This window comes from Streptomyces sp. NPDC058257, from assembly GCF_042881845.1.
Classification (GTDB): domain Bacteria; phylum Actinomycetota; class Actinomycetes; order Streptomycetales; family Streptomycetaceae; genus Streptomyces.
This window is the reverse complement of the sequence record NZ_JBHVXJ010000003.1, coordinates 578,886-597,992: the sequence shown is the minus strand read 5'-3', so window position 1 is coordinate 597,992 and position 19,107 is coordinate 578,886. Positions and strand designations below refer to the sequence as shown.

17 protein-coding genes and 1 pseudogene are annotated in these 19,107 nt (G+C 68.5%); 7 read left to right on the top strand and 11 right to left on the bottom strand.

From position 1 onward, the window contains the following. The first annotated feature begins 18 nt into the window (after nucleotides 1-18). Both ACFVXC_RS11725 and ACFVXC_RS11720 read left to right on the top strand, forming a co-directional pair. The gene (locus ACFVXC_RS11725; RefSeq protein ID WP_389904462.1) at nucleotides 19-444 is read left to right on the top strand and encodes a GtrA family protein; all 426 of its coding nucleotides are present in this window, start codon (nucleotides 19-21) and stop codon (nucleotides 442-444) included. After that, complete coding sequence (locus tag ACFVXC_RS11720) at nucleotides 432-1,454, top strand: YihY/virulence factor BrkB family protein (RefSeq protein ID WP_389904134.1); 1,023 nt, start codon at nucleotides 432-434, stop codon at nucleotides 1,452-1,454. Before ACFVXC_RS11725 ends, ACFVXC_RS11720 begins: the two co-directional genes overlap by 13 nt. Here the strand turns inward: ACFVXC_RS11720 and ACFVXC_RS11715 are convergent. Continuing rightward, nucleotides 1,402-2,607, bottom strand: coding sequence for a D-alanyl-D-alanine carboxypeptidase family protein (locus ACFVXC_RS11715; RefSeq protein ID WP_389904131.1), 1,206 nt, complete (start codon nucleotides 2,605-2,607; stop codon nucleotides 1,402-1,404). The two genes, ACFVXC_RS11720 and ACFVXC_RS11715, sit on opposite strands and share 53 nt — an antisense overlap. 163 nt (nucleotides 2,608-2,770) lie before the next feature. On the opposite strand from ACFVXC_RS11715, the gene ACFVXC_RS11710 reads away from it, so the two are divergent. The 3 genes from ACFVXC_RS11710 to ACFVXC_RS11700 all read left to right on the top strand — a co-directional run bounded on the left by ACFVXC_RS11710 (nucleotide 2,771) and on the right by ACFVXC_RS11700 (nucleotide 4,865). After that, a complete protein-coding gene (locus tag ACFVXC_RS11710; protein WP_383268708.1) occupies nucleotides 2,771-3,013 on the top strand; it encodes an SCO4848 family membrane protein in 243 nt (80 codons plus the stop codon). A 43-nt stretch (nucleotides 3,014-3,056) separates the two neighbouring features. After that, the gene (locus ACFVXC_RS11705; RefSeq protein WP_389904128.1) at nucleotides 3,057-4,322 is read left to right on the top strand and encodes a metallophosphoesterase; all 1,266 of its coding nucleotides are present in this window, start codon (nucleotides 3,057-3,059) and stop codon (nucleotides 4,320-4,322) included. 147 nt (nucleotides 4,323-4,469) lie between these two features. Beyond that, on the top strand, nucleotides 4,470-4,865 hold the full coding sequence (locus tag ACFVXC_RS11700; RefSeq protein ID WP_389904126.1) for an ATP-binding protein: 396 nt from the start codon (nucleotides 4,470-4,472) through the stop codon (nucleotides 4,863-4,865). 62 nt (nucleotides 4,866-4,927) lie between these two features. Here ACFVXC_RS11700 and ACFVXC_RS11695 read toward each other — a convergent pair whose 3' ends face one another. Both ACFVXC_RS11695 and ACFVXC_RS11690 read right to left on the bottom strand, forming a co-directional pair. Continuing rightward, nucleotides 4,928-6,352 carry an ATP-binding protein gene (locus ACFVXC_RS11695; RefSeq protein WP_389904124.1) on the bottom strand — a complete coding sequence of 475 codons (1,425 nt, stop codon included), beginning with the start codon at nucleotides 6,350-6,352 and terminating at the stop codon, nucleotides 4,928-4,930. A 17-nt stretch (nucleotides 6,353-6,369) separates the two neighbouring features. Beyond that, nucleotides 6,370-7,122, bottom strand: coding sequence for a response regulator transcription factor (locus ACFVXC_RS11690; RefSeq protein ID WP_389904121.1), 753 nt, complete (start codon nucleotides 7,120-7,122; stop codon nucleotides 6,370-6,372). Nucleotides 7,123-7,292: 170 nt separating this feature from the next. Between ACFVXC_RS11690 and ACFVXC_RS11685 the strand changes: the two genes are divergently transcribed. Then, a complete protein-coding gene (locus ACFVXC_RS11685; RefSeq protein ID WP_389904460.1) occupies nucleotides 7,293-9,773 on the top strand; it encodes an MMPL family transporter in 2,481 nt (826 codons plus the stop codon). A gap of 25 nt (nucleotides 9,774-9,798) precedes the next feature. Continuing rightward, nucleotides 9,799-10,131 (top strand): annotated as a pseudogene (locus ACFVXC_RS11680) (Lrp/AsnC family transcriptional regulator); the annotation flags it as partial. Here ACFVXC_RS11680 and ACFVXC_RS11675 read toward each other — a convergent pair. The 8 genes from ACFVXC_RS11675 to ACFVXC_RS11640 all read right to left on the bottom strand — a co-directional run. Further along, entirely contained in the window at nucleotides 10,128-10,601 is a 474-nt protein-coding gene (locus ACFVXC_RS11675; protein WP_389904119.1) for a VOC family protein, read from the bottom strand. The pseudogene ACFVXC_RS11680 and the gene ACFVXC_RS11675 sit on opposite strands and share 4 nt — an antisense overlap. A gap of 160 nt (nucleotides 10,602-10,761) precedes the next feature. Beyond that, nucleotides 10,762-11,001: a CPCC family cysteine-rich protein gene (locus ACFVXC_RS11670; RefSeq protein ID WP_389904459.1), complete on the bottom strand. Its 240-nt coding sequence runs from the start codon at nucleotides 10,999-11,001 to the stop codon at nucleotides 10,762-10,764. Nucleotides 11,002-11,094: 93 nt separating this feature from the next. Beyond that, nucleotides 11,095-11,526 carry a hypothetical protein gene (locus ACFVXC_RS11665; protein WP_389904117.1) on the bottom strand — a complete coding sequence of 144 codons (432 nt, stop codon included), beginning with the start codon at nucleotides 11,524-11,526 and terminating at the stop codon, nucleotides 11,095-11,097. A gap of 119 nt (nucleotides 11,527-11,645) precedes the next feature. Continuing rightward, nucleotides 11,646-16,133 (bottom strand): RHS repeat-associated core domain-containing protein, encoded by a 4,488-nt coding sequence (locus ACFVXC_RS11660; protein WP_389904114.1) that lies wholly within the window; start codon nucleotides 16,131-16,133, stop codon nucleotides 11,646-11,648. Nucleotides 16,134-16,164: 31 nt separating this feature from the next. Then, on the bottom strand, nucleotides 16,165-17,259 hold the full coding sequence (locus tag ACFVXC_RS11655) for a hypothetical protein (protein WP_389904112.1): 1,095 nt from the start codon (nucleotides 17,257-17,259) through the stop codon (nucleotides 16,165-16,167). Then, entirely contained in the window at nucleotides 17,259-17,885 is a 627-nt protein-coding gene (locus ACFVXC_RS11650; protein WP_389904110.1) for a hypothetical protein, read from the bottom strand. Before ACFVXC_RS11650 ends, ACFVXC_RS11655 begins: the two co-directional genes overlap by 1 nt. A gap of 240 nt (nucleotides 17,886-18,125) precedes the next feature. Next, a complete protein-coding gene (locus ACFVXC_RS11645) occupies nucleotides 18,126-18,752 on the bottom strand; it encodes a Uma2 family endonuclease (protein WP_389904108.1) in 627 nt (208 codons plus the stop codon). 134 nt (nucleotides 18,753-18,886) lie between these two features. Further along, nucleotides 18,887-19,107, bottom strand: a 221-nt coding sequence (locus ACFVXC_RS11640; protein WP_389904105.1) for a DUF397 domain-containing protein, incomplete at its 5' end; no start/stop codon positions are given.

Below are 19,107 nucleotides of genomic sequence, written 5' to 3'. Positions count from 1 at the left end.
AGGGAGCGCCTTCGGGCCATGGGCCCCGAGCTGCTCGGCTTCGCCGCCGCCGGGATCTGCGCGTACGCCGTCGACCTCGGGCTCTTCATCTGGCTGCGCAGACCCGTCGGCCTCGACCCGCTGACCGCGAAGGCGCTCTCCTTCGTGGCCGGTTGCTCGGTCGCGTACGCGGGCAACGCGCTCGGCACCTACCGGCGGCGCGAGGGGGCCGCCGTCTCGCGCCTTCGCCAGTACGGGATCTTCTTCGCCGTCAACATCGCGGGCGCCCTGGTGCAACTGCTCTGCATCGCGGTGTCCCACTACGGCCTGGGCCTCACCTCGCAGCGCGCCGACACTGTCTCCGGCGCGGGAGTCGGTATGGCACTCGCCACCATTCTGCGTTTCTGGGGTACCCGGACCTTGGTCTTCCGTTCTGTGGGCAGGGAGGCAACATGGACTGGCTGAAAAAGCTCCCCGGCATCGGGCCCCTGGTGGAGCGTCTGATGCGCACGCACGCGTGGAGCGCGTACGAACGGCTCGACAGTGTTCACTGGGCCCGCCTGGCGGCCGCGATGACGTTCATCAGCTTCCTGGCGCTCTTCCCGCTGATCACCGTCGCCGCCGCGATCGCCGCCGCGACGCTCTCCAAGGGGCAGCAGAACAAGCTCGAGGACACCATCTCGAAGCAGGTCCCCGGCATCTCCGATCAGCTGAACCTCGATGCCCTGGTCGCCAACGCGGGCACCGTCGGCCTCGTCGCGGGCGCCCTGCTGCTCTTCACCGGCATCGGCTGGGTCGGCTCGATGAGGGAGTGCCTGCGGGCCGTCTGGGAGCTGGAGGACATCGAAGAGAACCCGGTCATGCGCAAGATCAAGGACGCCGGGGTGCTCTTCGGGCTCGGTGGCGCGGGCCTCGCGTCCGTCGCCGCGTCGACCCTCGCCTCGACCGCCGTCGGCTGGAGCGCCGACCTGCTCGGGGTCTCCGAGAACGGCTGGGGCGGGGCGCTGCTGCAAGCGGTCGCGTTCGCCATCGCCGTCTTCGCGGACTTCCTGCTGCTGCTCTACGTCCTGACGCTGCTGCCGGACGTCCAGCCGCCGCGCCGGCACCTGATCACCGCCGGACTGATCGGCGCGGCGGGCTTCGAGCTGCTCAAGCTGCTGCTCGGCGGCTATATGAAGGGCGTCGCGTCGAAGAGCATGTACGGCGCTTTCGGAGTGCCCATCGCGCTCCTCCTGTGGATCAGCTTCACGGCAAAGCTTCTGCTGTTCTGCGCCGCCTGGACGGCGACGCGGAAACAGGAACGTACAGAGCAGGAACGTACGGAGCAGGAACGTACAGAGCAGGAACGTACAGAGCAGGAACGTACGGAGCAGGAACGTACAGAAGAAGAGCAGCGTGAGCAGCGGGAGGAGGCCGGCGACGTCAGCGGCGGCTCTTCCGCCGCACCCGGTCCGGCAGCGGCATCCGGCGGCTGATCACGAACCATCCGGCGGCGACGAGCGCCAGGACGCCGCCCGCGACGCCGAGCGCGATGCCGATACCGCCCGAGCCCTTGTCGGAGGCGTGCGCGACGTTCTTGGCCGCGCTCGAATCGCTCTTCCCGCCGCCGGGAGCTCCCTTGCCGCTGCCCGTACCGGCACCCTTCGGAGCGACGAGTTCGCCCACCGGTTCGACCTTGCCCGAGGCCTTGAAGCCCCAGTCGAGGAGGCGCTCGGTCTCCTTGTAGACCGCGTGCTGCTCCCCGGAGTCGGGGTTCATGACGGTGACGAGCAGCACCTTGCCGTCGCGCTCGGCGACACCGGTGAAGGTGTTGCCCGCGTTCGTGGTGCTGCCGTTCTTGACGCCCGCGATGCCCTTGTAGGCGTCGAGACCGATGTCTCCCGTGAGGAGGCGGTTGGTGTTCTGGATCGCGAAGGACTCGCGCTTCTTCTTGCCCTTGTCCTTGCCCTTCGTGATCTTCTTGGTCTCGCCGGGGAACTGGGCGGTGGCCGTCGAGCAGTACTCGCGGAAGTCCTTCTTCTGCAGCCCCGAGCGGGCGAACAGCGTCAGGTCGTACGCGGAGGAGACCTGCCCCTTCTCGTCGTAGCCGTCCGGGCTGACCACGTGCGTGTCGAGGGCCTGCAGCTCATCGGCGTGCGACTGCATGTCCTTGACGGTCTGCGGGACGCCGCCGTTCATCGCCGAGAGGACGTGCACCGCGTCATTGCCCGACCGCAGGAAGACGCCGAGCCACAGGTCGTGGACCGAGTACGTCTCGTTCTCCTTGACGCCGACCATGCTGCTGCCCGCGCCGATGCCCGCCAGGTCGGAGAGCTCGACCTTGTGCTTCTGCGACTTGGGGAACTTCGGCAGGACCGTGTCCGCGAAGAGCATCTTCAGTGTGCTCGCCGGGGGCAGCCGCCAGTGCGAGTTGTGCGAGGCGAGCACCTCGCCGGTCTCGGCGTCGGAGACGAGCCAGGAGCGCGCCGAGAGCTCCTTGGGGAGTACGGGGGCGCCCGCCTTCAGGCTCACCTGGGTGCCGGGCTCGCCGAGCTTGGCACCGCCGACGGTCGACATAGAGGCGGGTGGCTTGGGTTTGTCCCCGTTTCCCGGCTTGTCGTCCGCCCATGCGGGAGCTGTGGTCGACATGGTCAGCAATGCGGCGGAAGTGACCAACAAGGCGGTCTTTTTTAGGGCAGGCACGGACGAGAACGTACAGGGCGCCGCTGTGGAAGTCGCCGCCGAGGTGGGCTGAGTGTCGGGCTCCCCACCCCGGCGGCGTCGCGGAAGGGAGGCTCGCGATACTGAACGTATGAAGCTCAGCCGCCCGGTCTCCTGGTTCCTGCTCGCCTTCGGTGTGTGGAGCTGGTTCATCTGGATCACTTTCGTCAAGAACCTGTGGAAGGACGGCAGCGGGCTCGCCTTCGATGACGCAGGCGACCCGACCGCGTACTTCTGGGTCCACCTGACGCTCGCCGTCGCCTCCTTTGTCTTGGGGACGGTGGTAGGGACCATCGGGTTCCGCGGAGTGCGTGCTCTGCGCCGTACGTCATAGCCGCACGTCATAACTGACCGGTCACTGTTGAGGGGCTAGCTCCGTGGTCATCCTGTTCGTGCTGGCCGGTCTCGCCGCGTTCGCGGTCCTCGCCGGGATGCAGTGGTACATGTGGCGTCGCCTGGTGCGGGACACGACGGCGCGGCCCGGATTCGTCCGGCGCGCGGGCGCCGTGATCTTCGTGGTGGGGCCGCTGCTGATGTTCGCGGGGGTGGCGAGCGAGCGGGCCGGGGCACCGTTCTGGCTGCAGAAGGTGCTCACCTGGCCGGGCTTCATGTGGATGGCCCTTTCGATCTATCTCGTGCTCGCGCTTCTTGTGGGGGAGCTCGTACGGCCCCTCTTCTTGAGGCTCCTCTTGAGGCGTCGTCCAAAACTCACCCCTACGGAGGACCCTGGTTCGGGGGAGGGCCGCTACGTAGAGGGCGCAGAGGGTGCGGAGGGCGTAGAGGCGGCAGGGGCTTCGGAGCGAACAGATCCGGCCACCCCCTCGCGCCGCCTCTTCGTCTCCCGGATCGTCGGCGGGACCGCCGCGGCCGTCGCCGTCGGAACGGTCGGCTACGGAACGTACGGCGTCCTGCGCGGGCCCCGGGTCAAGCGCGTCACCGTGCCGCTCGCCAAGCTGCCGCGCGGGGCGCACGGGTTCCGGATCGCCGTGGTCAGCGACATCCACCTGGGGCCGATCCTCGGACGCGGCTTCACCCAGCGGGTGGTCGACACGATCAACGGCACACAGCCCGACCTCATCGCGGTCGTCGGCGACCTGGTCGACGGCAGCGTCGAGGACCTCGGGCCCGCCGCCGCGCCGCTCGCACAGCTTCGGGCGCGGCACGGAACGTACTTCGTGACCGGCAACCACGAGTACTTCTCGGGAGCCGCGCAGTGGGTCGATCACGTACGCGAACTGGGCCTGCGTCCCCTGGAGAACGCCCGCACCGAACTGCCCGGCTTCGACCTCGCGGGCGTGGACGACGTGGCGGGCGAGAGCGAGGGGCACGGGCCGGACTTCGCCAAGGCACTGGGCGACCGGGACCGCTCGCGGGCCTCCGTCCTCCTCGCCCACCAGCCGGTCGTCATCCATGACGCCGTCAAGCACGGCGTCGACCTCCAGCTCTCCGGGCACACCCACGGCGGACAGCTGTGGCCAGGCAATCTCATCGCCGACCTGGCCAACCCGACTCTCGCGGGGCTGGAGCGGTACGGCGACACCCAGCTGTATGTGACGCGTGGTGCCGGGGCGTGGGGGCCGCCGGTGCGGGTCGGGGCACCGTCCGACGTCACGGTCGTCGAACTGGCCTCCCGTCAGGCGTGATCGGGCATCGGTTCGACGCGGTGCGGACCTGGCTGGATACGGCCGGACCGCACGGTGACGGTGTGACACCGAACGCTTCCTCTGCGCAGCATTAAGTGTCGGAAGTGTGTGCGGTCATTGGTGCTTTGGTGTGCCAAAGGGGGAACGGTGTTGAGACGTCAGGCTTTCCGGCTGCCACCGCATCCGGCGTCCGTCTCGCTCGCCCGGGGCCGTGTACGTGATCATCTCGCCGCCTGGGGGCACAAGGAGGAGAGCGCGACGCTCGACGACGCCGTACTCCTCGTCTCGGAGCTGGTGACGAACGCCGTCTGCCACGGTCGTGTGCAGGAACGGGAGTTCGAGGTCGCGATCACGGTGCTCTCCGACGGCGACTGCTTCATCGAGGTCTCCGACGAGTCTCCGGCCGGCCCGGAGATGCAGGACATGGGCCCCCTGGCGGAGGGCGGCCGAGGCCTGCGCCTGCTCGACACGCTCGCCGAGGCGTGGGGCGTCTGGCAGCGGGGGCGGAGCGGGAAGACGGTGTGGGCGCTGGTGCGGGCTTGAACCGCGCGCCCCGAACCGAGTAGCAGGGTCGGGGCGGGTCGGCACATAGGCCCGCAGCGCCCTCACTCCGCCGCCTGCGCGGGCAACGTGACCGTCACCGTGAGCCCCGCCCCCGGCGCGGTCTCCACCCCCACCTCACCACCGTGCGCCACGACGACCCCCTGCACGATCGCCATACCGAGCCCGCTGCCGGCACCCCCGCCCGCGCGGAAGAACCGGTCGAACACACGCGCCGCGTCCTCCTCCCCGAGACCGGGCCCCTGGTCCGCGACGCGCAGCCGCACCACCCCGTCCCGCCGCTCGACGCCCAGCGTGACCGGCGTGTCGGCGGGCGTGTGGACGCGTACGTTGCCAAGGAGATTGCCGAGCACCTGACGCAGCCCCGACTCGTCCGCGCGGACGAGGACCGCCCCGTCGGCGCGGACCGTCAGCGGGCGCTCCGGCTCCTGCACCCGCAGGTCGTCGGCGGCCTCCCGCACCAGGCGGCTCAGATCCACGTTCCTGAAGCGCAGCTCCGGCTCCTTGTCCAGGCGGGCCAGGATGAGCAGCTCGTCGACGAGGCGTCCCATGCGGTCGGTCTCGGCGATGACGCGGCTCCACGCGCGCGTGCGCTCCGCCGGATCGCGGAGCATCCCCTTGTCGTACAGCTGGAGATAGCCGCGGATCGCCGACAGGGGCGTACGCAGCTCGTGCGAGGCGTCGGCGACGAAGCGGCGCAGCTGTGCCGAGCTGCGCTCGCGGGTCTCGAAGGCCGACTCGACCTGGTGGAGCATGGAGTTGAGGGCCAGGCGCAGCTGCTCGGTCTCCGTCGCCGGGGCGCGGCTCGACGGAACGCGCCGGGTCAGGTCGCCCTCGGCGATGGCGGACGCGGTCTCGACCATGTCCTCCAGGGGGCGAAGACGGTGGTGCGCGGAGATCATCGTCAGGACGGCGAGCAGCCCCAACAGGACCACTCCGAAGGCGGCGTCGAGCCTGAGCGCCTTCCTGATGCCCGATTCCACGTTCTGAGTGGCCGCCGCCATCAGGACCGTCGTGCCGTCGGCCAGCTTCGCGCCCACCATGCGGTGGGCGTCGCCGTCCAGGGTGACGTCCTGCGGCTCGGACTCGCGCGCGACCGCTTCGGGGTCGTCGACGGCGGCGGCCAGGGTGCGCTGGCGCGGGGTCGGGGCGAGCGCTCCGATGGAGACGGCGTCGCCGCGCTCGTCCACCGCCACGAACACCGAGTCCCCGCGCGGCAGCGCGCTCGCGTTCTCCTTGCTGCCGGGCGTGAGCCGGTCGAGCGCGATTCCCAGCTCACTCAGCCGCTCGATGTCCCTCATGGTGAGCCCGGTGCTCAGCAGCGAACTGCGCGACTGCGTCAGCTCGGAGTCCACGCTGTCGAGCAGATAGTGGCGCATGCCCATGACACTCACGCCGGTCGCCACGACGACACCGAGCGCGAGCAGCGCCACGTTCACCCACGTGAGCTTGGCCCGCAGCGAGCTCATGCCGCGACGCGTACGCCTCACGCGAGGCCGTATCCGACACCGCGCCGGGTCGTGATCACCGGCGGTCCGAGCGCGGCCAGTTTGCGCCGCAGATAGCTGATGTAGGTCTCCACGACGGTCGACTCCGCCGGGTGCTCGTACTGCCACACATGGCGAAGGAGCTGCTCCTTGGGCACCACGCGGCCGCCGTTGCGGACCAGGAAGCGCAGCAGGGCGTACTCGGTGGGCGTGAGCTGCGCCGTGCGGCCCGCTCGGCGCACCACGTACGTCGTCTCGTCGAGCTCCAGGTCGCCGTAGCGCAGCGGCGGGCGCTGGGGGAGCACGTCGCCCGACCTGGTGCGGCGCAGGACCGCGCCGACGCGGGCGATGACCTCGTCGATGTTGAACGGCTTGGTGATGTAGTCGTCGCCGAAGCCGAGCGCGCCCACGACCTCCGACGGGGCGTCCCGCGCGGTCAGGAAGAGCAGCGCCATCCCGGGGCGCCGGGCGCGCAGCTCTCTGGCCAGGGCGCGGCCGTCGCCGTCCGGCAGCATCACGTCGAGGAGCGCCACGTCGGGCCGGGTGCGCTCGTTGAACGCGAGGGCGTCGCGCACGGTGCCCGCCACCATGACGTCGAAGTGGTGGTAACGCAGGGCGATGGCGAGGACGTCGGCGATGCTCGGCTCGTCCTCGACGACGAGGACGGTGGCTCCGGTGTCCGGGCCGTGGCCGGGCCCTGGGCCGGGGCTCACTGAAACATCTGTTCCCTGCTGGCCTTCGGCGTGGCTCATGCCCTCAGTATCGGCGCGCCCGTTGTACGAAGTCTCGGTCAGTGCCTTGGAGTTACTTGAGAATCATGGCCGCGCCGCGCCACCGGAGCCCGGCGCCGCCGATGCTGAGGCCCCTGAAGGCACGGACCCGGGGGACCTGGCGACGCGGAGGAGAGTGGATTGTGGAGGCATTGGCGCGTTGGTGCTACCGGCACAGGCTTGTGGTCCTTGTGCTGTGGGTGGGGGCCCTGTTCGGTCTGGGGGCGGCGGGGACCTCGGCGGGCACCGACTACTCGAATGTGTTCTCCCTGCCGGACACGGACTCCAAACGTGCGTACGACCTGATGACGAAGGCCTTCCCGGAGAGCGCCGGAGACACCGACACGGTCGTCTGGCGCGTCGACGAGGGCGCTTCGGCTCGTGACGCGGACGTACGTTCCCGTATCGAGCCCGCGCTGAAGGAGATCGCCGGCATGAAGGGCGTCGGCGAGGTCGCGGGCCCGTACGCGTCCAAGGAGGCGGGCGCCGCACAGATCAGCGAGAACGGGCGCATCGCCTACGCCCAGGTGACCTTCGCCAAGGAGGCCAACTCGGTGCCCAAGGGCCTCGTCCAGGACGTCGTGGACACGGCTCAGCGGGCCGAACGCTCCGGCCTGGAGGTCGAACTGGGCGGCCAGGCGATCACTCGTATCCAGGAGCCGCCCACCGGCATCGCCGAAATGGTCGGCATCGCGGCGGCGGCCGTCGTCCTCTTCCTGGCCTTCGGCTCGCTCTTCGCGATGGCCCTGCCGATCGTCATCGCCGTCTTCGGAGTGGGCCTCGGCATGCTGTCGACGATGCTGCTCAGCCACGTCACGGACATTCCCGAAGTGGCCCCGCTGCTCGGCTCCCTGATCGGCCTGGGCGTCGGCATCGACTACGCCCTCTTCATCGTCACCCGGCACCGGCGCGGCATCCTGCGCGGCATGGAGCCCGAGAAGTCCGCGGTGCAGGCCCTGAATACCTCGGGCCGCGCGGTGCTTTTCGCGGGCGGCACGGTGTGCATCGCGCTCGCCGGGATGCTGGTGATGAACATGCGCTTCCTGGACGGCGTGGTCATCGCCGCGTCGCTGACGGTCGTCCTGAGCGTCCTCGCGGCCGTCACCCTGCTGCCCTCGCTCCTCGGGCTGCTCGGCCCCCGGGTGCTCAGCCGCAGGCAGCGGCGGCGCCTCGCGGCGACGGGACCGGAGCCCGCGGAGGCGAGCGGCCTCGCGGCGCGCTGGTCCGCGTACGTCCAAAAGCGCCCGCGCTCGATCGCGGCACTCGCCTTCGTGGTGATGGCCTTCCTGGCGCTGCCGCTGCTCTCCCTGCGGCTCGGCGCGACCGACCAGGGCAACCACCAGGAGTCGACGACGACCCGGCAGGCGTACGACATGCTGGCCGACGGATTCGGTCCGGGCTTCAACGGCCCGCTCCAAGTGGTGGCCGAAGAAACCGGCACCACCGACACCGCCGACATCAGTGGCCTGGTGGCGACCATCCGCGAGACGGAGGGCGTGGCAAGGGTGGCGGCGGCCCCGCCCGCGGACGGCATCGCGGTCATCAACGTCGTCCCGACGTCGTCCCCCCAGTCCGAGCAGACGGATCAACTCATCGACCGTCTGAGGGGAGAGGTGATTCCGCAAGCCGGGGTCGACGCCCACGTGGGCGGTGTCACGGCCGTCTTCAAGGACTTCGCCGCGGTGACGGGCGACCGACTGCCCTACTTCGTAGGGGCGATCATCGCGCTCGGCTTCCTCCTGCTGCTGATCGCGTTCCGCTCCTTCGTGGTGCCGCTGACGGCGGCCCTGATGAACCTGATCGCGGCGGCGGCGTCCTTCGGCGTGCTCGTGGCGGTCTTCCAGTGGGGCTGGGGCACGGAGCTCCTCGGCATCGGCAAGGAGGGCCCGATCACCGCCTTCCTGCCCGTCATCATGCTGTCGCTGCTCTTCGGGCTATCGATGGACTACCAGGTCTTCCTGGTGAGCCGCATGCACGAGGAATGGGTGCACACGAAGGACAACGCGCGCGCGGTGAGGGTGGGTCTGGCCGAGACGAGCAGGGTCATCAACTGCGCCGCCCTGATCATGATCTGCGTCTTCTCCGCGTTCGTCCTGAGCGGCGACATGGAGGGCGCGATGGCGGGCATCGGCCTGGCGGCGGCGGTCGCCCTGGACGCGTTCATCCTGCGCACGGCTCTCGTCCCCGCCGCCATGCACCTGCTCGGCCGCTCCAACTGGTGGCTGCCCGCGGGCCTGGAGAAGCGCCTTCCGCACTTGGCGGTGGAGCCGCGGGAGCCCGGGCGGACGGCCGCGTCACCGGCGGAAACCGTCCTCCCCCACGCGCGCGTGGCGGAGTCCGACGGCGAAGCCGTCGCCTCCGTGGTGCACGGTTTCATCCGCACCGCGGAGGGCGAACCGGTGGACGGCGCGACCCTGACCCTGCTCTCCACGGGGGGCCGCCGACTGGACCGCGTCGTCTCCCTGGCCGACGGTTCGTACATCGTCGCGGCCCCGTCGGCAGGCGCGTACCTCCTTGCCGTCTCGGCCTCCGGATACGCGGCCCGCGCGCGGCACATCGCGGTCGCGAACGAACCGCTGGTGTACGACGTGGAGCTGGCGTTCGGCGAGCTGGACGCGGACGCGGTGAACTGAACGGGGCGTCCGGGGGTCTTGCCTCAGGGGGGTGATCCGCCGTACGACGGTCGACGTGGACCCGGCGGCCGTGGGCCAGGGCGTGCTGGCCTTCGTCATGGTCGACTCGACGGCATGGATGGGGGAGCGGGCCGAGGACTTCGCCGCGATCCCCGAGATCCAGGAGGCCCACGTCATCGCGGGTGCGGCGAGCGTCCTGGTGAAGGTGCGCACGTCGACGACGGGGCAGCTCCAGGACGTGCTGCGGCGGCTGTATGCGATCGAGGGCGTGAGCGGGACCCAGGCGACGGTGTCACTGGAGACGTTCTTCGAGAGGCCGGTGTCGCCGGGGCGCCCCGATCCCGTGGTCGGCGTCTAACTCCTGGCCAGCTCGGGCCGCTTGCGATAGTCGGTGAACCCGATGACGTTCCCCCACGGATCGGCGACCTCGACGGTCCACCCGGTGGCCACGGAGGCGGGCGGCGCGAGCGCCTCGATCCCGGCGGCCTCCAGCGCCCGCCCGGCGGCCCGGGCGTCCCCCACCTCCAGCCAGACCCGGGGCGCGAACCACGCGGACGGCCGATGCTCGACCCCGTCCTCCACGCGCAGCAAAATCCCGGGCGTCTCCTTGCCCACCTTCAGGATGGCGAGCCCGATCTCATCGATCCGGTGCGCCACGGGAAACCCGGCACGCTCATAGAAGCTGACGGCTTCTTCGAGGTCCCCGACGGGGAAGAGGACGTTGTCGAAGCCGAGCAGCTCGGTCGACGAGTCGCTCGCCGAGGGCTGCTCACCGGATTGACGAACGGGCTGCTCAACGGACAGGCCGACCGACTGGTTGTCTGACATTTCGTCAGAGTAAGTCGACCGACCCGAATTCAACCGCACTGTCGCCGTTTGACCGCCACTTGGGCGTTGGAGTCACTCGGGTGGGGTGCTCATGGATTGATCGACAACCCGCTCTGGGCGACGGGGCCGCGCGGCATCGTGTGTATGTGCCCCGCAGTCTTCAGGAATTCGGGAACCCGCTGGGCAGGGGCGCCCGCACACGTTGTCTCCGACGCGCTTCCGGTGCACCGAACTCGGAAAAGTTCCTTCGTGCTGCGCTCAGGGTTACGTGATTCGGCCCGCCGACGTACTCGTTGGCGTTGTGATCGTCCTGCCCTGCAGCCTCCCACCCGCAAACCGGGCAGATTTCGAACCACCCTCTGGCTTTCAGAGTGAGAAACTTGCAGCAAGGGCAGGGGATTCTTGTCGTTAAGGGCGACCCTTCACCTTATATTCATTTGACGGCCATATGAGCCTTGGAGTCACTCGGCCGGAACGGCGATTGATGGGCCCGTCAATCCCAGGGCTCGCGCACTGGCTTGCGTTTCCACCACTCTCCGAGATCGGCCTCGGGCTTCTCCTTCGTCGGACGGACCCAGGGGCGCAAGGAGAGCTCTGGGTCCGGGACAGTCTCGGCGCGGAAGCGCGAGTCCAGCCGGGCAAGGAGCTGACCCAGCGCGCCCTCGCGAGCCTCGGCCGGCAAGGCACTCCGCATCACGTCCTCAAGGGAGTCCCGGGAGTCCAGGTCGTTGCTGTAGGCGCTGACGGGGTAGAAATCCTCGCTCGACCAACCCGGCTCCATGCGGCGCACCACACGCTCCCAGGAGGCGAACCGGTGCGCCACCGAGTACACGGGCTCGGTCAGTGACTCTCGTCCCCTCGGTGAGAGCCGGGACCGCTCCACCTCAAGCCGGTCCGCATCGCACCGCGCGATCTCGTCAAGCACCGGTGCAGGCAGATCAGCCCAGACAGCCCTGCTTTCCGGCGCCGCTCGGAACACGTCATATGGTTTCCGCTTTCTGGCTCGCCGAGCTGAACCATTCTCCGTCTCGCCCTCCAACTGACTCACTCCTTCAACTGCTGCAGGAAGTATTCGTATCCATCATCGGGCTGCATGAAGGTCCCATTCTCCCCTTCGCGGATCAGCATCGTCCCGCTCGCATCGTCCCACCAGGCGAAACGGGGGTTCCCTGAAGTGGTACTGCGCATGCGGATGCCGGGGGTGCTGGTCATCATGTTCTCGAGATGCTCCGCCACGTCCAGGTCGTCGACGTCCTTGATACCTCGACTGTTGATGTCACCGTGCGCGGCGATCTTGTCAGCGAGCACCGGCAAATTGCCCTGTTGGCTGGCGGGGTCCGGCTTGCCGATCTCGTAGAGACCGAGCGGGTCGCAACGGAGCAGTGGATCGAGGACATAGCGGAAGGGGTTGGGGGCAGGCCCCAGGCCCAGGGGGTCTGGGGTGGCGTAGCGGGCCGTCTCCGGGTCGTAATAGCGGTGGACGTTGTAGTGCAGACCGGTCTCGGGGTCGAAGTACTGCCCGGGGAAGCGCAGCGGTGTGTAGGCGCTGTTTCCGTCCTGCCAGGCGGTGATGCCCCACAGGGTGCTCCGGCCGTGCCAGGCGATATGACCGTCCTCATCGATGAGTTCGGTGGGGGCGCCCACGAGATCGGTGGCGATGGCGAAGAACCGTGCGTCTATCTCCTCGCGGGTGGCGGTGAGGATCCGCTCGGTCTGGGCGATGGGGCGAAGACCGTCGTACTCCCAGGTCAGAGCTACGCCGTGCGGTCGTGAGTGATCGGTGGTGAACTGCTCGCAGAGGGTTGTGCCGTCCCAGGTGAAGTCGGTCTGTTCCACAACGGTCGTGCCGTCCGCGCCCAGCCTCTGCTTGGAGATGCGGCGCCCCATCGGGTCGTAGCGGTACCTCCAGAGTGTGCCGTCCGGGGTGCGGACCGAGGTGAGCCGGTCCTCCGCGTCCCAGGTGTATGCCCAGGTCTCCGGCTTGCGGGAGAGGCGGCGTCGGTGGCGGCGCACCACTCGGCCCTGGTCGTCGTAGCCGTAGCGGGTGCCACCGGCGCGAAGCAACCGGGTGCCCTCGGAGTCGCGTTGTCCCACTGCTGCCTGTCCGGGGTGCCTGCTTGGCCAGTCGGCGGTCGCTTGCGTGCCGTCGTCGTCGTAGGCGTACGACTCACTCCAGCCTTCTGCTCGGACGGCGGTGACGCGACCGGCCGCATCGCGCTCGTACGTCCGCCTCTGGCCGTCCTGGCTGTCGATGCCGGTGAGGTGTCCGTCGGCACGGTAGCGGTAGGCCCGGTCACGAATCGTGCGGCCGCCACCGGTGGTGACCGACTGGGCGGTGACTCTGCCGAGACCGTCGTAGGCCCGGGTCAGTGACAGGGCGTCGTCGACGTCGAGCGCGAGCAGTCGTCCTGCGGCGTCGTAGTCGAAACCCAGGGTCCGGCCCGCGGTGTTCACGCGAGTGCGGTCACCCCGGCCGTCGTACCCCCAGGCGCTGGTCACGCCGGTGGGAGTGGTGCGGTGCAAGGTTCGGCCCGCGGCGTCATGGGCGAACGTGAGCGTTCGGCCGTTGACGGTCTCGGAGACGAGACGTCCCTGCGTGTCCCGGTGCAGCGTCACGCTCGCGTCAGGGCCCTCGGCTGCGCAGAGCCGGTCGGACAGGTCGTAGGTGTACGTGCTGACTGCGCCGTCCGCGTCTTTGGCGACCATGCGCCCGAACACGTCCCGGATCATGCTCACGGTCTGCCCGACGGCGTTGGTTCGCAGGACGACCTGGCCCTTGGCATCGTGGCCGTAGGCCTGTGTGCGCCCGTCGAAGTCCGTCTCGGAGAGGAGCCGCCCCGCGATGTCGTACACGTAGCTCCAGCGCCGCCCGTCCGGGCGGTTCACACCAAGGAGGCGTAGCGAGGGGTCGTAATCGAAGGTGTGACGCACACGGTCGGGTCCGGTGCGCGCCGCGAGCAGGTTGAAGTGGGTGTACTCGAACCGTGTCACCGCGCCCATGGCGTCGGTGTGACTCGACCGGTTCCCCTCGGGGTCGTACGTCCAGACCTCCGTCTGTCCGTCGGCCCCGACCCGGCGCAGGAGTTCGCCGTCCGTGCCCCATTCCATGCGGGTCATGTTGTCGAGGGGGTCGGTGACGTTCGCCACGCGGCCGAAGGGGTCATGGGCGTATTGCGTGACACCGCCCAGAGGGTCGGTGACGTGCTCGGCCAGGCCGGCCGTATTGCACCGCACGCGGGTGAGACAGCCCGTCGGGTCGGTGACCGAGGACAGGTGACCGAGACTGTCATATGTGTAACGGAGCGTGGCGCCATCGGGTTTGACGATCGTGACGCAGTTGCCGCGGGCGTCGTACTCCCGGCGCTGGACATGGCCGTCGGGGCCGGTGATGGCGACCGGGCTGCCCTGGACGTCGTACACGAGACGTACCGTCGCACCGTCCGGACGCATTACCTCCACGAGTCTGCCGAGACCGTCGTACGTCTTGCTCGTGGTGTGACCGAGCTGATCCGTCCAAGACGTCAGGTGGTGGTGCTCGTCCCAGGTGGTGCGGGTCGTACCACCGAGCGGGTCGATCTCGGCGACGATCTGGCAGTTGTCGTTGACGACGAACTTCGTGACGGCGCCCTCGGCGGTGGTGAGGGAGGTGACCCGGGCCAGGGGCCAGGCCGGGTCGGCGGCTTCATAGTCCAAGGTCAGGGTGAGGTGCCCGGCCTCACCGCCCTCCGCGACGCAGCGGTCCTCGGAGTCGTACGTGTAGCTGTAGCTCCGGCCATTGCGATCGGTCCAGGACGTGACTCGGTACCGGTCGTCGTAGGTGAACAGCGCAGCATGGCCGTTGGCGTTGACGACGCCGGTGAGGCAGTCGTCGGAGTATTCGTACTTCCGTAGCGTGACGTCCGATCCGTCCTCGCCCCCACCGGCCAGGTGCAGGGCGGTGACGCGCCCATCCGTGACCGTCAGCTTGAGGTGGTAGCCGCCACTGTGCCGGATGGCGAGAGGGGTCCGGTCCAGGGCGTAGTCGAAGTCGACGGTGTCGCCGTTGCGATCGGATATTCGCTCCAGCAGAGCGATGCCGTCGACAGGTATGCCGAAGTGGCGGGTATGCCCGGTGAGAGGGTCGTCAACGCGGTAGCTGCCGTCGTCGAGACGGGTCAGGGGACGACGGGGCCCGGCCTCGGGAAGGACCGGGTCCACCGTGCTTTCGGGATGACGGTAGCCAAGGAGCAGCCCGTCCTCGGTGACGTACACCACCCCGTCGGTGTGGGTCTCAAGGCGCTGATCGATGGTCGAGGCCCAGGTGGGGCCGAACCACCAGCCGGTGCGGTAGCCGGAGGACACCCGGCGGGTGAAGGCGAGCGGCAGTGAGCCGGGCAGGGCGACATCGGTCTCCGGCAGGAACATGAACCCGGTGGCCATGTCAATCGGGTCGGACCCCTTGCTGCTCACCGTGTCCGCAACCCGATTGTCAGCGCCCTTGGCGCCGTCGGCGAGAGCATCTGGCGCATTCTTGCCGAGTCCCTTGAGACCGGCCTTCAGCCCCTTCAGCCCACCCTTGAGGCCTTTCATGCCCTTGGCGAGGCCGCGGAGGGAGGTGAGGCCCTTCATGCCGGGGATGCAGTCGAGGGCGGCGAAGGCGACGTCGAGGAGGCCTGCTTCTCCGTTGGCGTATTTGTTGAGGGTGTCGGCGAGGACGACGAGGGCGGCGATGAGGACGATCGCGCCCAGGATCGGCCCGCCGATGATCATGGCGATGACGCCCAGGACGGCGACGACGACCTTGCAGACTTCGACGATGGTGTCCCAGTTGTCGGTGACCCAGTCCCCGACCTCCTCCCACCACTTGCGGTTCTTGATACCCGCGTCGGAGGCGTCCTCCAGCTTCTTCTTCGCCGTCCCCGCCGCTTCCTCGCGCATCTTGCGGGCGTCCTCGGCCATCTTCTTCGCGGCATCGAGGCTGTTCTGGGCGGTGGTGACGTCCGACTTGGCGTCGGTCTGGGCCTTCTCCGCGGAATGCGCGTTACGGGTGGCGGCCTTGACCTTGTCGGGGTCGGGCTTAGGCACGTCCTTGTCGGACTTGCCGGAGTCCTTGTCGTCCTTGTACTTGTCGGCTTCCTTGCCCGCCTTGTCCACCCAGGAGTCGGCGGAGGTCAGGCGGGTCTGGGCGGCGGAGAGGCTGGTCTGCGCCTCGCGGCCCTTGACCAGGGCCTTGTCCGCCAGCGCCTGGGAGCGTTCCAGTTCCGGCCAGTACGCGGACAGCGCGTCGCCGGCCATCTCGTAGCTCTTCTTGAGCTTCTTCAGCTTCCCCGGCGCGTCCTCGAACTCCGCCGTGAACGACTCCGCCGTCTTGCCCGCCCAGGTCAGGATCGCGTCCTCACCCGCCATCCCCTTGATGTCACGGAGGACTTTCGAGACGTCGTCAGCGAAGTCGTGCAGGTTCTTCGCCAGGTTCCGCACCCGGTCCGGATCACCCGGCGTCGGATCCTTGTCCAAGTCCAGGACATGCCAATCCGCCGGACGATTCCCCGCCATGCCCCAACCCCCGTTGTGCTCGTACCGTCGTCTATCGGTTGATGGACTGGATCTCTTGGACGTTGATGTCCTGCGTTCCGTCGAAGGTTCCGTCCGGAAGGTCGCCGCCCGTGTTGCCGGAGCCCTTCCAGGTGATCTCCCAGGTGATGGACGCCTTCAACTGGTACGGCTTGCCGCCGGTGGCTCGCAAGTAGGCGATGCCGCACGGCGGGTCCTGCTTGGAGGAGCCCTTCGTGTACGGCGTGCCGATGCTGCCGTCCTCGTTGACCTTGCACTCACCGGATGCGGGGAAGGTCGTCGCGTCCCCGGTGCCGGGCTCCAGGTGGAGGCTGACCGGCTTGGCCGTGGTCTCTGCCCAGAGGCCCGTACCGGGCAGTTCGGCGCGGACCTTGACGTCCTCGAAGGTGCCCTTGTCCAGCCAGACCCAGGTGGGCAGGTTCACCGTCGACTTGCCTTCCGGCTTCAGCTCGACCTTGGTGTCGGGGACCTTGATCTTGTTGTAGGCGTACCCGGCAAGGACCTTGGGCGTGGGGGAGTTCGGGATGTCGGGGACAGTGTTGGCGTCCTGCCAGAAGAGGAGCTGTTCACAGTCGCGTGTCTCGAAGGTGTCCTCGACGTCGGGATTCATGACCCCACGCCAGAACATGCCCTTCTTGCCGATGTTGTAGTTCTTGTACCCGTCAGCACCGTCCGACTGGGTCTTCCCCTTCTCATAGTGATCCACCATGAGTTCCTCGCCCCAGCCGAGGAACGGCGTCACGGGGACGGTCCCGGTATCACGGCCTTCACCGTTCTTGACCTTCTCGACACCGGCTTTCAGCTCCTCGGGCGTCGCCACCGGCTCGTACCAGCAGGGCGGGGGCTTCCAGTTCGGGTCGACCGGGATAACGGGCTTGGCGGCCGAACCGCCTCCCTTACCGCCGCTGACCTGCTTGACCGTGACACTCGTGCCTCCAGCCATGAGCGTATTTCCCGAGGACCCGCCGGAGGGCTTGTTGGCCGGAGGCGCCGGCTGCTTACCGGGGTCGTCCTCGCCCCACGCATAGGCGGTGGGGGCCAGCGCGACGAGTATTGCGACGGAGGAGGTCAGGAGAGCGCCGAGCCCTGCGGTCTTGCGCAGGGTCATCAGCAGCCCCCACGCTTCGTCGTGGACGAACTCGTCTTCCAGACACCGTCCTTGGTGCGGTCGAGCCGGGTCTGGTACTGCACGCGCGGGTTCTGGTCCTTGGGCGTGCCGACGACTTCCTTCGTCTTGAGGTTCTTCGTGGAACCCTTGCTCTCGTCCATGCAGTAGAACAAGATCCCCGAGCCTGTGCTGTTGATCCGCACCTGGGGCTTGGAGATGCGGGCTTCGCCGACCAGGGTCAGGTCCTTGTCGACGAACCCTTTGATCCACTTCTTGGAGGACGCCTCCGAGGTGGGGTTGTTGTAGAACTTCACGTACGACGCGTCCGGATCGCCCTCGATGATGGCGGCGTGATCGGCGCGCAGCGCCTCTTTGCCGTCGTCCAGGATCGCCTGCAGCTTCGGGTCGCTGTTCGTCCAGCCCACGAACTCCATCTTGAACGAGCTCGGCAGCTTGATCGCCGGACGTCCTGCCTTACCGGCCTCGCCTGAAGGGTCGGCCGAAGCTGAAGCCTTGGCGCCTCCGCCCCCCGCCCCCTCGATCTTGTCCGAGGAGTCGTCGTCCCCGCCTCCCGATCCACAGGCGGTCAACAACAGGGCCGCGGACGCGGCAAGCGCAGCCGTCATGAGACGGATGGGGCGGTTCACTCGGGGCTCCCGTGAGGTGGGGGGTAACTGAAGCGAACCAAAGCTATCTCTGGGGCGAGTCGGGACACCAGGTGGATTCCGTGAACGGCATGGGGTTTTGTGTCTATTCAGGCCCATTGATGCCATCGGTCGATGGATCTGGGCTCAGTGATATTTGCCGTAGCAGGCTTCGCTGATCGCCCCATCAGCCGACCGGTTGCCGGGCTGCCGGGCTGGCGCTCAACTGCCGCCCTGCGCAGGCTTACCCGCATCCAAGACCTCCGCCACGTCCAGCGTGATCTTCGCGCCGATCGATTCGGGGAGGGTGACCAACTGGCCGGGGGCGTGGACCTGGTGGGTCGTGTACTCGCCGCCGGACGGGTCCATGAGGGTGTGGAGGCGTCCGTGCTTGCGGTCGACGATGACGTAGGCCGGGATCCCAGCGTCTGCGTACGCCGTGACCTCCGCGCGGAGGTCGTTCTGGTAGTTGCTGGAGGTGACTTCCAGGACGAGGCGGAAGCAGAGGGGGTCATAGCAGTTGTTCTCGATGAGGTGCTCGTCGATGTCGGCATCGACGACGACGAGGTCGGGGATCGCGTAGTCCTCGGCGCCCGTGGGAAGCCAGAGTCCGACGCCTTCGAGCACCTCCGCCTCTCCGCCGTCGAGCCCGGCCGTGGCGAAGGGGCGCCGCAGCCGGGAGAGGGTGCGGGCATGTGCCACGTCCGGGGGAGGGGTCACGGTGATCTGGCCTCCGATGATCTCGACGCGGTGGCCCGGGTTGCGATCCATGAGCAGGTTCGCCTCGGCGAGCAGGGGCCGCTCGCCGGACGGGTCGCCATGGGGCCGCTCGGCAGCTCCTGCAGACATCGCGTGCCTCCTGAGGGCTGGTGTCGAGGGCATCATCGTAGGACGGGGGAGGGGGCGGAGGCCGGTCTCGACGCGTTCACCGGTACGGGTGGGCGGGGTCCTTGTCGGCTGCGGACGCTCGCGCGTCGACTCGTCTATTGCTCCATGCCTGGGGTTGCGAGGACCCCTTGGCGTATCGCCTCCAGGAGAGAAGTGAGGGAGGCGGTTCGCAGGGGCAGGTTGATCGCCGGTTCGTCGGATTCGCGCAGGCGCGTCGTGTTGTCCGGTGCGGTGGCGAGTTCGATGCAGTTACTGGCCTCGCTGCTGTGGGACGACTTCTGCCAGTGGAGGGTGGTCATGTGGGCTGCCTGCTTTC

What these genes read in the sequence shown, in the direction of transcription:
- ACFVXC_RS11690 (WP_389904121.1), bottom strand. Translation starts at nt 7,122, where the DNA reads ATGAGCCACGCCGAAGGCCAGCAGGGAACAGATGTTTCAGTGAGCCCC.
- ACFVXC_RS11695 (WP_389904124.1), bottom strand. Translation starts at nt 6,352, where the DNA reads ATGAGCTCGCTGCGGGCCAAGCTCACGTGGGTGAACGTGGCGCTGCTC.
- ACFVXC_RS11655 (WP_389904112.1), bottom strand. Translation starts at nt 17,259, where the DNA reads ATGACCCTGCGCAAGACCGCAGGGCTCGGCGCTCTCCTGACCTCCTCC.
- ACFVXC_RS11725 (WP_389904462.1), top strand. Translation starts at nt 19, where the DNA reads ATGGGCCCCGAGCTGCTCGGCTTCGCCGCCGCCGGGATCTGCGCGTAC.
- ACFVXC_RS11720 (WP_389904134.1), top strand. Translation starts at nt 432, where the DNA reads ATGGACTGGCTGAAAAAGCTCCCCGGCATCGGGCCCCTGGTGGAGCGT.
- ACFVXC_RS11650 (WP_389904110.1), bottom strand. Translation starts at nt 17,885, where the DNA reads ATGACGGCTGCGCTTGCCGCGTCCGCGGCCCTGTTGTTGACCGCCTGT.
- ACFVXC_RS11675 (WP_389904119.1), bottom strand. Translation starts at nt 10,601, where the DNA reads ATGTCAGACAACCAGTCGGTCGGCCTGTCCGTTGAGCAGCCCGTTCGT.
- ACFVXC_RS11645 (WP_389904108.1), bottom strand. Translation starts at nt 18,752, where the DNA reads ATGTCTGCAGGAGCTGCCGAGCGGCCCCATGGCGACCCGTCCGGCGAG.
- ACFVXC_RS11710 (WP_383268708.1), top strand. Translation starts at nt 2,771, where the DNA reads ATGAAGCTCAGCCGCCCGGTCTCCTGGTTCCTGCTCGCCTTCGGTGTG.
- ACFVXC_RS11715 (WP_389904131.1), bottom strand. Translation starts at nt 2,607, where the DNA reads ATGTCGACCACAGCTCCCGCATGGGCGGACGACAAGCCGGGAAACGGG.
- ACFVXC_RS11660 (WP_389904114.1), bottom strand. Translation starts at nt 16,133, where the DNA reads ATGGCGGGGAATCGTCCGGCGGATTGGCATGTCCTGGACTTGGACAAG.